8 protein-coding genes and 3 tRNA genes are annotated in these 11,592 nt (G+C 62.1%); 7 read left to right on the forward strand and 4 right to left on the reverse strand.

Annotated elements, in window-relative coordinates:
- Window positions 1-110 precede the first annotated feature (110 nt).
- From mscM to rsgA, 3 genes are all read right to left on the reverse strand, one after another.
- Window positions 111-3,458 carry a miniconductance mechanosensitive channel MscM gene (gene mscM, locus AWX27_RS10610; RefSeq protein WP_060421868.1) on the reverse strand — a complete coding sequence of 1,116 codons (3,348 nt, stop codon included), beginning with the start codon at window positions 3,456-3,458 and terminating at the stop codon, window positions 111-113.
- Window positions 3,459-3,471: 13 nt separating this feature from the next.
- Window positions 3,472-4,365, reverse strand: a complete 894-nt coding sequence (gene asd, locus AWX27_RS10615) for an archaetidylserine decarboxylase (protein WP_060421873.1) — start codon at window positions 4,363-4,365, stop codon at window positions 3,472-3,474.
- Window positions 4,366-4,441: 76 nt separating this feature from the next.
- Window positions 4,442-5,491 (reverse strand): small ribosomal subunit biogenesis GTPase RsgA, encoded by a 1,050-nt coding sequence (gene rsgA, locus AWX27_RS10620; protein ID WP_004929686.1) that lies wholly within the window; start codon window positions 5,489-5,491, stop codon window positions 4,442-4,444.
- A 245-nt stretch (window positions 5,492-5,736) separates the two neighbouring features.
- On the opposite strand from rsgA, the gene orn reads away from it, so the two are divergent.
- From orn to AWX27_RS10640, 4 genes are all read left to right on the forward strand, one after another.
- Window positions 5,737-6,282, forward strand: coding sequence for an oligoribonuclease (orn, locus tag AWX27_RS10625; RefSeq protein ID WP_033636776.1), 546 nt, complete (start codon window positions 5,737-5,739; stop codon window positions 6,280-6,282).
- Window positions 6,283-6,474: 192 nt separating this feature from the next.
- A tRNA-Gly gene (locus AWX27_RS10630) sits at window positions 6,475-6,550 on the forward strand.
- A gap of 66 nt (window positions 6,551-6,616) precedes the next feature.
- Window positions 6,617-6,692 (forward strand) — tRNA-Gly (locus AWX27_RS10635).
- 54 nt (window positions 6,693-6,746) lie between these two features.
- Window positions 6,747-6,822, forward strand: a tRNA-Gly gene (locus AWX27_RS10640).
- A 311-nt stretch (window positions 6,823-7,133) separates the two neighbouring features.
- On the opposite strand, the gene queG is transcribed toward AWX27_RS10640, so the two are convergent.
- The gene (gene queG / locus AWX27_RS10645) at window positions 7,134-8,273 is read right to left on the reverse strand and encodes a tRNA epoxyqueuosine(34) reductase QueG (RefSeq protein ID WP_060421876.1); all 1,140 of its coding nucleotides are present in this window, start codon (window positions 8,271-8,273) and stop codon (window positions 7,134-7,136) included.
- Between queG and nnr the strand changes: the two genes are divergently transcribed.
- The 3 genes from nnr to amiB form a co-directional block, all read left to right on the forward strand.
- A complete protein-coding gene (gene nnr / locus AWX27_RS10650; protein ID WP_060421879.1) occupies window positions 8,272-9,786 on the forward strand; it encodes a bifunctional ADP-dependent NAD(P)H-hydrate dehydratase/NAD(P)H-hydrate epimerase in 1,515 nt (504 codons plus the stop codon). The genes queG and nnr overlap by 2 nt on opposite strands.
- A 10-nt stretch (window positions 9,787-9,796) precedes the next feature.
- The gene (tsaE, locus tag AWX27_RS10655) at window positions 9,797-10,267 is read left to right on the forward strand and encodes a tRNA (adenosine(37)-N6)-threonylcarbamoyltransferase complex ATPase subunit type 1 TsaE (RefSeq protein ID WP_038879220.1); all 471 of its coding nucleotides are present in this window, start codon (window positions 9,797-9,799) and stop codon (window positions 10,265-10,267) included.
- A gap of 7 nt (window positions 10,268-10,274) precedes the next feature.
- Window positions 10,275-11,592, forward strand: a 1,318-nt coding sequence (amiB, locus tag AWX27_RS10660; RefSeq protein WP_060421882.1) for an N-acetylmuramoyl-L-alanine amidase AmiB, incomplete at its 3' end; no start/stop codon positions are given.

The raw sequence follows: 11,592 nt of genomic DNA on the forward strand, positions 1-11,592 counted from the left end.
GTAATCTCAGAGAGATTACGGATTCTTACACAGCGACAGGATCGTTCAAGTGATCCTTAACTGATCGGCATTACGGCATTTGCCGGCCCTTTTTTTATCGCGAGAACCGCTTACAGGCCCCCGGCGTCGCGCTTGGTGTTCGGCGCCGGCGTAGACGGCGGCGTACGGCCGTTGTTGGTCAGCCGCGACAGCGTCTCGGTGCGCACCTGGAACGGCGGGTACGGCAGCGTGATGCCGTGCTCGCGGTAGCCCGCCAGGATCAGCTGGTGGATCTCGTGGCGCAGCGGCATGCGGTGGCCCATCTCGGCGGCGTAAATACGCATCTCGAAGATCTGGATACCTTGCTGCAGATCGACCAGGTAAACCTCCGGCGCCGGGTTATCCAGCACCAGCGAGCAGCGTTCGGCGGCGTTCATCAGGATCTTGGTCACCTCTTCGCTGTTGGCTTCGCCCGGTGCCGGCACGGTCAGCACCACACGGGTCAGGTTATCCGACAGCGACCAGTTGACGAACTGTTCGGTGATGAAGGCTTTGTTCGGCACGATGATCTCTTTGCGGTCCCAGTCCGAAATGGTGGTGGCGCGGGTGTTGATCTTGGTGACGGTGCCGGTCAGGTTGCGGATCGTCACGGTGTCGCCGATGCGGATCGGTTTTTCGAACAGGATGATCAGGCCGGAGATGAAGTTGGAGAAGATCTCCTGCATGCCGAAGCCCAACCCCAGGCTGAGTGCGGTAACCACCCACTGCAGTTTCGACCACTCGATGCCGATCCAGGCGAAGCTGAGCACCGCGCCGAACACCAGCAGCAGGTACTTGGTGATGGTGGTGATGGCGTAGCCGGTGCCCGGCGTCAGATCCAGGTGCTGCAGCACCGCCAGCTCCAGCAGCGCCGGCAGGTTGCGCACCAGCTGCATGGTGATGATCAACACCAGAATGGCAATCAGGACCGCGCCGAGGGTAATCGGATGGGCGGTCTCCACGCCGTTCACCGTCGAGGTCACATCCCACAGCGAGATGTTTTCCAGGAAGGCGAACGCGGAGTGGATCTCCGACCACAGCACGATCACCGACACCAGCGCGATCAGCGTCAGGATCGAACGCACCAGCCGCAGCGACTGAGCGCTGATGGTGTCCAGATCGAAGTCCGAATCGTCCGGATCGATGGATCCTTCGGTGCTGTTTGGGGTGTGCGAAGTTTCGTCTTCGCCGCGGGCGCGCTGGGCCAGGATGTCGGCACGGCGCTGTTTGGCGCGATCGAAGGCGATGCGCCGCCGCTGGATCAGCATCCAGCGGCGGATGATGTGGTAGACAACCAGCAGCAGGAACCAGATCGCCACCGAGGTTTCCAGGCGCGCCAACAGCGCCTGCGCGGTGGTGAGGTAACCGACGGTCGAGGCCAGCGCCGCCAGCAGCGGCGCCGACAGCAGCAGCCCCCAGAAGGCGCTGTTGAGCATGTTGTCGCCCGAGCCGTTTTTATCCAGATACAGCGGGATGCCGGCGCGCTTCAGGCTGTGGGTGACCAGCGCCAGCGCCAGACACAGCAGGATGAAGCACAGCCGCCCCAGGGTGTTGGCGAATTCGCGCTCTTTCAGGCTATCGAAGGTGATCAGCGCCATGATCAGCGGCACGATCAGCCAGATCGACATCTTATAGTAACGCATGGCGCGCGAAACCTGCTTCGCCGGCCAGCGGAAGTGCACGATGAACAACCCCTGCGGATGGGCGAAAGCGGCGCAGATCATGCAGATCCACAGGATCGGCAGCGTGGCGGTCACCCCCTTGCCGATCGCTTCCGCCACCGGGTAGTTCCAGGCGCTCTGCAGGCCGTAGCCGAGCGCGGCCCACAGCACCGGCAGCGGCATCGCCACCAGAATCGACCAGAACACGGTGCGCACCGTCAGGAAGAATTCGTCCTGCGTCACCTTGCCGACGCGGCTGCTGGCGCGCTCGAGGAAGGCGTGATAGTGCTTGCGCGAACTGATGCTGAAAATCACCAGCAGCAGGGCGCCGAAGATCGGGATCAGCGTTTCGCGGCTGGTCACCATCATCATGAAGGCGCCGCCGAGCTGTGACAGCGTGTCCAGCGACAGGACGCGCGTCAGATCGTGCGCCACGTTGAGCGGATAAGAGAAGTTGATCGGATTGACGTCCGGCACCCAGAACAGATAGCGGTGGGTGGCGTCGCGAATTTCGTTCAACGCTTCGATCAGTTGGGTGTTGGCCACCTTCAGCTTGGTCAGCTCGAGGATTTGGGTGTCGCAACCGGACAGCAGCGAGTTCAGCAGCTCGCGCTGGGTGCGCAGCTGGGCATCGACGATGCGCTGCTCCTGGTTGGTCAGCGCGCTGCCGTCGTCGCGTTTGAATTCGCGTTGCGACAGTTTTTCCAGCTGGTTTTCAAACTGCAGGCGCTGCACGCGCAGCTGGGCCATGTCGCCGTCCAGCTGTTGCGGCTTGGGCATCTCCGGCAGCGTAGCCACCTGGGCGCGCAGGGTTTCCCCCAGCGCCGACGACGAGCCGAGCCACTGGGCCTGTTCGATGATAGTACTCAGCGCCTGGCGCACCTGCAGCGTCTGCGCCGCCGCCTGCCGCTGCTGCGACGAAATCAGATCCATGCGCTGCGCCTGGCTGTTCAGCGCGGCGGACAGTTCGCGGTTGATCTGCAGCTGTTGGCTGATGCTTTTTGGCAAGTCGCCGTTCTGCTCGGCCAGCTGCTCGGTTTTTTCCAGCGCCAGTTCCGCTTCGCGTTGGCGCTGGGCGTTGAGGTTGTTGCGCAGCGCCTGCAGCTGAACGTCTATTTTCTCGTGGCGCTTTTTATAGACCTCGGCGCGCATGCGCGCCAGCTCCTGACGGTTGTTGGCCGACAGCTGCGCCAGCTCCAGCTCGTCCACTTTGGCTTTGCGCGCCGCGGCTTCGGTCTGCAGCAGGGCCAGGGCGGCCTGCGCGTACGGGGTGGTCGGGTTGGCGGGCTGCGCCTGCAGACGGCGCTGCACTTCGGTCAGCGCGCGGCGGGCGTCGGTCTGCTGCTGCGGCAGCTGGCCGAGGGAATCGCTGATTTCCCGCGTGCGATCCTGCTCTTGTTGCAGCAGGCGCGCCTGTTCCAGCAGCAGGCTGCTGGTTTGCAGGATCTGCTGTTCCAGCTCGGCGGCCGGCAGATCGTCGCCGTTCGGCAGGATCTTGTTGCTTTCCAGCACCAGCTGACGGCGCAGTTCCTGCGTCATCTTCGGGAAATCGTCGATCACCTTCTGATACTGTTCAGAGCGAGTCTGCGACTCTTTACGCTCCGTCAGCCAGTTGAGGGCGCTTTGCAGCGCCTCGGTGGTCTCCGCCTGATTTGGCGCGTTTTTGCTGCTTTCCGCCTGCTTCAGCTCCTGTTTGAGCTGGTTCTCGGTCGGCACGGGGGCGGCCAGCGCCGGTTGCCACAGCAGGCAACCGAGCAAAAGCGTGATGATCAGGCGCACGGCGTCGATTCCTTTAGAGCGGGGTCTGTGGTGTTTCAGCGGCGGCCGGGATTTCGGCGAAGGCCTCACCCATGCGGGTGACGGTGCCGTTATGCAGCTGCGGCGCGAACTGCACGCTGCCTGCGGTAAACAGGTTGATCACCGTGGAGCCGAGTTTGAAGCGGCCCATCTCGGCGCCTTTTTCCAGCGCGATGGCGCCTTCTTCACCGGCGGCCGGGTAGGTCCAGCGTTTGATGATGCCTTCGCGCGGCGGCGTGACGGTGCCGGCCCAGACGGTCTCGATGCTGCCGACGATGGTGGCGCCGACCAGAATTTGCACCATCGGCCCGATGTCGGTGTCGAACACGCAGATCACGCGCTCGTTGCGCGCAAACAGGTTAGGCACGTTGGCGGCGGTGAGCGGGTTGACCGAGAACAGATCGCCCGGCACATAGATCATCTCGCGCAGCACGCCGGCGCACGGCATGTGCACGCGGTGGTAGTCGCGCGGCGCCAGATAGGTGGTGGCGAACAGGCCGTTGCGGAACGGCTCGGCCAGCAGGTAGTTGCCGGCCAGCAGCGCTTCCAGGCTGTAGTGGTGGCCTTTGGCCTGGAAGATTTGATCGTCGCGGATTGGGCCGAGCTGGCTGATGGCGCCATCGGCAGGCAGTGCCAGCCAGTTGGCGTCGGCGACGATCGGGCGCGCGCCGTCGCGCAGCGGGCGCACGAAGAAGTCGTTGAAGGTGGCGTAAGACGCCAGGTCCGGATTTTGCGCTTCCTGCATGTCTACGCGGTAGAAGCGGGCGAAGGCCTTGACCACCAGTTGGGTCAGCCAGCCGGCCTGTTTGTCGGCGCCCCAGCCCGCCAGGCGGGTCAGCGCCAGCTTCGGCAACCAATATTGCAATTTAATCTTGATGCTATCCAGCACGTTAACCTCGTGAATCAGGGTAAAGGGCGCGCATTGTAACGAGGGCTCCGCCGTCGTCAATGCCCGCCCGTCAGTGTCAGTCTGCGGCGTCCGTGAAGTTCTTGCGGACCTTCACCTGCGCCATGCTTTCCAGAATGCGGTGATAGTTGTCGAAACGTTCTTCCGCGATATCGCCCTTCTCCATCGCCGCGCGGATGGCGCAGCCGGGATCGGTATCGTGGCGGCAGTCGCGGAATTTGCAACCGCCTAAATAATCACGGAATTCGACAAATCCGCGGGTGATTTGTTCCGGCTCCAGATGCCACAGGCCAAACTCGCGCACTCCCGGGGAGTCGATCACGTCGCCGCCGTGCTGGAAATGGTACAGCCGCGCGGCGGTGGTGGTATGTTGCCCGAGGCCCGAAACGTCGGAAACCTGATTTACCAGAATTTGCTCTTCGGACGGCGGCAGCAGCGCATTCAGCAGGCTGGATTTGCCGACCCCCGACTGGCCGGCGAAGATGCTGATGCGCCCCGCCAGCGCCTGTTCGAATTCCGCCATGCCTTCCCGCGTCTGGCTGGAAACTTCCAGCACCCGGTAGCCAATCTTGCGATAGATATCCATCATGCCGTCGACCAGCTTGCGCGCTTCGGCGTCCAGCAGGTCAATTTTGTTGAGCACGATCAGCGGCTCGACTTCGAGCGTTTCGCAGGCCACCAGATAACGGTCGATGATGTTCAGCGACAGCTCGGGCAGGATCGCCGACACGATGACGATCTGATTGATATTGGCGGCGATCGGCTTCACGCCGTCGTAGAAGTCCGGGCGCGTCAGCACCGAGGTGCGCTCGTGCACCGCTTCCACGATGCCTTTTACCCCTTCATGGGTGCCCAGGCCGGGGCGCCACACCACGCGATCGCCGGTGACCAGCGAACGCAGCGTGCGGCGGATGTTGCAGCGGTGCTGAGTGCCATCCGGCGCCTCAACGTCGGCGTGCATGCCGAAACGGCTGATAACGACGCCTTCCTGCGGCTCGCCCAGCTGGGAATCATCCGGTTCCGGTTTGTTATCAGCGCGCTTCAGACGGCGCTGATGGTTCGCCTGCACACGGCGTTGCTGGCCTTTGGACAGTTTGTTCTTACTCACTGCGCCTCACTTGAATCGGTTTTATACCTTTACGTATACGCACAGCTGCGGCGGGGGACTTGCCCCGAGCGCAGCCTTGAACCCGTCAGGGTATATGTCGCCCAGGGCGACCAAAAAGACTATGATACACGCTATTTTATATTAAATAACCGTTGTTAGCCGCCGGCTGCGGCGCGTCGCCACCGGCGGCGCCCGTCGTCTCGTCCGCACAGCGTTTTTCTCTCGGCTTTTAGGCAGGAAACATCATGACAGGAAACGAAAATAACCTGATTTGGATCGATTTGGAGATGACCGGGCTGGATCCCGAGCGTGACCGCATTATCGAGATCGCCACGCTGGTCACCGACGCCAACCTGAACATCCTGGCGGAAGGGCCGGTGATCGCCGTGCACCAATCCGACGAGCAGCTGGCCTTGATGGACGAGTGGAACGTGCGCACCCATACCGGCAGCGGGCTGGTGGAGCGGGTGAAAGCCAGCCGCCAGGACGATCGCGCCGCCGAGCTGGAAACGATAGCCTTTCTGCAGCAGTGGGTGCCGGCCGGTAAATCGCCGATCTGCGGCAACAGCGTGGGCCAGGACCGCCGTTTCCTGTTCCGCTACATGCCGGAGCTGGAGGCTTACTTCCATTACCGCTATCTGGACGTCAGCACCTTGAAGGAACTGGCGCGCCGTTGGAAGCCGGAAATTCTCGCCGGCTTTAAGAAGCAGGGCACCCATCAGGCGCTGGACGACATCCGCGAATCGGTGGCCGAGCTGGCTTATTACCGCGAACATTTCATTCAGCTTTAAGGCGATGACGGCCCCTGCGGGGAAAAAACGCCGTTTTTAGCCGCTTAATTCGCCAATCTGGCGCTTTAATCGGCAATCAAACAAAAATCGCGTTTTTTTGCTTTCAGGGGCTTGCGACAAAAAGGATTTCTCGTATAATGCGCACCCCGTACCGATGAAGAATTTCGTAACGTTCCACCATCGATACGCCGGGCGGGAATAGCTCAGTTGGTAGAGCACGACCTTGCCAAGGTCGGGGTCGCGAGTTCGAGTCTCGTTTCCCGCTCCAAATTCAACAATGTCGCGATGCGGCATGATGAATAAATAAAGCAGTATCAAGCAGTACCTATGCGACGCGGGAATAGCTCAGTTGGTAGAGCGCAACCTTGCCAAGGTTGAGGTCGCGAGTTCGAGCCTCGTTTCCCGCTCCAAAAATTCAAAGGTCACGCCAGTGTTTGGTGACCGGATGCCAAAAGCATCTCAATGCGGGAATAGCTCAGTTGGTAGAGCACGACCTTGCCAAGGTCGGGGTCGCGAGTTCGAGTCTCGTTTCCCGCTCCAATTTTCTCTTCGTTTCAAATTCAAATCCAACGCCTTATCCGGCGCGGGTTTTTGTCCCGTTTTACACGCCTGGTAAAAATGTTGTAAACAGAGTTATCCACAGCCTCTGTACATAAACCCGCCTGCCTGAAAAATCAACGTCATACAAATTAAATATTTATCTATTTGATTTATAAGTTTATTTATTTATCCCAAAACGTTATGCCGATCACTTGCTCTTTTTGTTGCAGTTGAAAGACAACGTGTTTTTATTTTTATGCACAAATCCACAGAGTGAGACATCCGGTGAAATAGCCGCGCGGCGCACGCCGTCAGGCGTCCCTTGGCAAACCTTTTTCCACAGCCCGTATTAGTCGTTTTTTCTGCGCCGTCTGCACCTCGATGCCCTGCGCCTCGCGGCGGGCAAGCTGCTGCGCCAGCGCCCAGTGGATATGTTCGTCCAGCATGGCGTCCTGGCCCAGGCGCGTGCGCAGCGCGAGCACAATGCCGTCCTCGTAGGGCGCATTGCCCAGCGCCACGGCGATATTGCGCAGCCAGCGCAGGTGGCCGATGCGGCGTATTGCTGAGCCTTCGGTGATGCGCAGAAATTTTTCTTCCGTCCAGTTGAACAGATCGATCAGCTGCGGTGCATGCAGCGCGGCGCGTGGGCTGAAATCGTCTTCGTCGGTGAGCTGCGAAAAGCGGTTCCACGGGCAGATCAGCTGGCAGTCGTCGCAGCCGTAGATGCGGTTGCCGAGCAGCGGCCGGAATTCCTCCGGGATCGCGCCTTCCAACTCGATGGTCAGGTAGGAGATGCAGCGCCGGGCGTCTACGGTATAGGGGGCGACGATGGCGCCGGTCGGGCAGGTGGTGATGCAGGCGACGCAGCGGCCGCACTGCTCTTCCTGCGGCTTATCCACCGGCAGCGGCAGGTCGATCAGCAGCTCGCCGAGGAAAAACCACGACCCGGCTTCGCGGTTGAGAATTAGTGAGTGTTTACCAACCCAGCCGATGCCCGCCTTGGCGGCCAGCGCGCGTTCCATCACCGGCGCGGAATCGACAAAGGGGCGGAAATTCAACTCGCCGCAGTAGGCCTGGATCTGATCGCCCAGCTTTTTCAGGCGCTGGCGCAACAGTTTGTGATAGTCGCGCCCCAGCGCGTAGCGGCTGACGTAACCCAGCTGCGGATTTTGCAAGGTGCTGGCAAACGCCGCCTTGGCCGGCAGGTAGTTCATGCGTACGCTGATCACCCGCAGCGTGCCCGGCAACAGTTCGTGAGGGCGCGCGCGTAGCATGCCGTGGCGCGCCATCCATTCCATCTCGCCGTGGTACTGCTTGTCGAGCCAGGCCTGCAGCTTCGGCTCTTCGAGGCTCAGGTCGGTATCGCAGATGCCAACCTGTTGGAATCCTAGCGATTGCCCCCATTGCTTGATATGTTGGGCGAGTTGATGGAGATCGAGGGGGTGCGTCATGACGGGCCACAGTGAAAAAGCATACGCTGACAGTTTACCACACTCTGTCTGGCCTGCGGATTGGATCCGTCGCTCGGAACCCGCGGCGGCGGCCTCGCTCGGTATTTCTCTTTACGATTTGATGCAGCGCGCCGGTCAGGCGGCCTACGCATTGGCGCGCAACGCGTACCCCTCCCGCGAGCACTGGCTGGTGCTGTGCGGCCACGGCAACAACGGCGGCGACGGCTATGTGGTGGCGCGCCTGGCGAAGGCGGCGGGCCTGCAGGTGACGTTGATCGCCTGCGAAGGCGCACGGCCTTTGCCACCGGAAGCCGCAGCGGCCCGTCAGGCCTGGCTGGCCGCCGGCGGTGATATTCTGCCGGCGAACAGCCGCTGGCCGGCGTCTGTCTCTCTCATTATCGACGGCCTGTTAGGCACTGGCCTTGGCAGCGCGCCGCGTGCGCCTTACGACGCGCTGATCGAGGCCGCCAACCGCCACTCGGCGCCGGTGGTCGCGCTCGATATCCCGTCCGGCCTGCTGGCGGAGAGCGGCGCGGTGCCGGGCGCGGTCGTGCGTGCCGCGCACACCGTCACGTTCATCGGCCTCAAACCGGGATTGCTGACCGGCCAGGCGCGCGACTGGGTCGGGCAACTTCATCAGAATGCGCTAGGCTTATCGGGTTGGCTGGCGAAGCAACCGGAACAGATTCAGCGGCTTACCGCCGAGGCGTTGCCGCGCTGGCTGCATCCGCGCCGCCCCTGCGCCCATAAGGGCGAGCATGGCCGCCTGCTGTTGGTGGGCGGTGACCGCGGATTCGGCGGTGCCATTCGCATGGCGGCGGAAGCGGCGCTGCGCAGCGGGGCGGGATTGGTGCGAGTGCTTACTCACATTGAACACGTCGCACCGCTGCTGGCGGCCCGGCCGGAGTTGATGGCGCAGGCGCTGGACGAGGCGACGCTGCGGCAGGCGATGCAATGGGCGGATGTGCTGGTGATTGGCCCGGGGCTGGGCCAGGCTGAATGGGGCAAAAACGCCTTGAACGTGCTGCAAACCAGCGATAAACCGGCCTTGTGGGACGCCGATGCGCTGAACTTGCTGGCATTAAATCCCGAGAAACGGCAGAATCGCGTGATGACTCCGCATCCTGGAGAGGCGGCGCGGCTGTTGAGCTGCAGCACTGCCGACATCGAGAGTGATCGCTTACTTGCCGTGCGCAAGCTGACGGCGCGCTACGGCGGCGTGGCGGTGCTGAAAGGCGCCGGCACGCTGATTGCCGATGAGCAGGGGCAGATGGCGATCGCCGACGTCGGCAACGCCGGCATGGCCTCCGGCGGCATGGGCGATGTGCTGTCGGGCATCATCGGCGGTTTGCTGGCGCAAAAGCTCCCGCTGTATGATGCCGCCTGTGCGGGCTGCGTCGTACACGGCGCGGCCGGCGATCGCGTAGCGGAAAGACAAGGAACAAGAGGCATGTTGGCGACCGATTTACTGCCGGACATCCTTCATTTCGTTAACCCTGAGTGGGCAAAATAGACTTTATCGAATGAAAGAACTCGTTTTACCTCTGCCGGACGAGGCAGCGACTGTCGCTTTGGGCACCACTTTGGCCAAGGCCTGCGATCGCGCCAGCGTCATCTATCTCTACGGCGACCTAGGCGCCGGTAAAACCACCTTCAGCCGTGGTTTCCTGCAGGCGTTAGGGCATCAGGGCAACGTCAAAAGCCCGACCTACACGCTGGTGGAACCCTATGCCTTGCAGCCGCTGGCGGTGTATCACTTCGATCTGTATCGCCTGGCCGATCCTGAAGAGCTTGAATTCATGGGCATTCGCGATTACTTCGCGCAAGACGCCATCTGCCTGGTCGAATGGCCGCAACAGGGCACCGGCGTGCTGCCGGAGCCGGATCTGGCGCTGCATCTTTGCTATCAGGGCGAGGGGCGAGAGGCGAAGATCGAGGCGATTTCCACTTACGGCAGCCAGCTGTTAGACCGCATTCATGGATCACAGGGATGATGCCGCAATGACGCACGTGTTGAAAAAATTTGCGGTCATCATGCTGATCGCCGTGCTGGGGCCACTCGGCGCGCTGAACGCGCTGGCGGCGTCTTCGCTGTCCGATATCAAAGTGTCCAACGCCCAGCGTGAAGCGACGGTGTCGGTGAGCTTCAATGGCCCGCCGGACTACGCGTTTTTCCCGCTGCACGGCCCGGATCGCGTGGTGCTGGACGTTAACCAGAAGGGCAAGGTCGGCGGTCTGCCGCTCAATTTCAGCGGCCAAAACCTGGTGAAAAGCATTCGCTCCAGCGCGCCGAAAGACGCTCAGAGCGTGCGCCTGGTGTTTGATCTGACCCAGCGCGCCAAAACCCGCGTCTCCACCCGCCAGAACGGCAGCGTGCATACCGTGGTGTTCACCATTACGGCCGAAGGCAGTGCCAATACGGTGGCGCGCAAGGCACCGGTGCAAACGCCTGCGCCGGTTGCGGTCAACCCACCGCCGCGTCAGGCGCCGGTCGCGGTGCGTGAAGCGCCGGAGCCGCCGCTGCGCAAAGCGCCGACGGGATCGAATCCCTTTACCAATAAACAGACCGTCGTCGCAGGCACCGCCACCGAAGTCACGCCGCGCAGCAGCCGCGTTTCCGCCGGTTCCGGCGATCGGGTGGTGGTGGCGATCGACGCTGGCCACGGCGGCCAGGATCCGGGCGCCATTGGCCCGAGCGGGCTGAAAGAAAAGAATGTCACCATCGCCATTGCGCGCCGCCTGCAGGCGATGCTGGACGCCGATCCGCAGTTCAAACCGGTGCTGACGCGTACCGGCGACTACTTCATCTCGGTGATGGGGCGCTCCGACGTTGCGCGCAAACAGGGCGCCAACGTGCTGGTCTCCATCCACGCCGACGCAGCGCCAAACCGCAGCGCCAGCGGGGCCTCCGTTTGGGTGCTGTCCAATCGCCGCGCCAACAGCGAAATGGCCGGCTGGCTCGAACAGCATGAGAAACAATCCGAACTGCTCGGCGGCGCCGGCGATCTGCTGGCCAACAGCCAGGCAGACCCTTACCTGAGCCAGGCGGTGCTGGATCTGCAGTTCGGCCACTCGCAGCGCGTCGGGTATGACGTGGCGGTGAAAGTGCTGCAGCAGCTGCAGAGCGTCGGATCGCTGCACAAACGCCGGCCGGAACATGCCAGCCTGGGCGTGCTGCGCTCACCGGATATTCCCTCGCTGCTGGTGGAAACCGGATTTATCAGTAATAGCACGGAGGAGCGGCTGCTGGGCAGTAGCGCGTATCAGGAGAAGATTGCCAAGGCCATTCATAACGGCCTGCGCAGCTACTTCCTGGCGC

Source organism: Serratia sp. 2880STDY5682894 (genome assembly GCF_001537385.1).
In the GTDB taxonomy this organism is placed as follows: domain Bacteria; phylum Pseudomonadota; class Gammaproteobacteria; order Enterobacterales; family Enterobacteriaceae; genus Serratia; species Serratia nevei.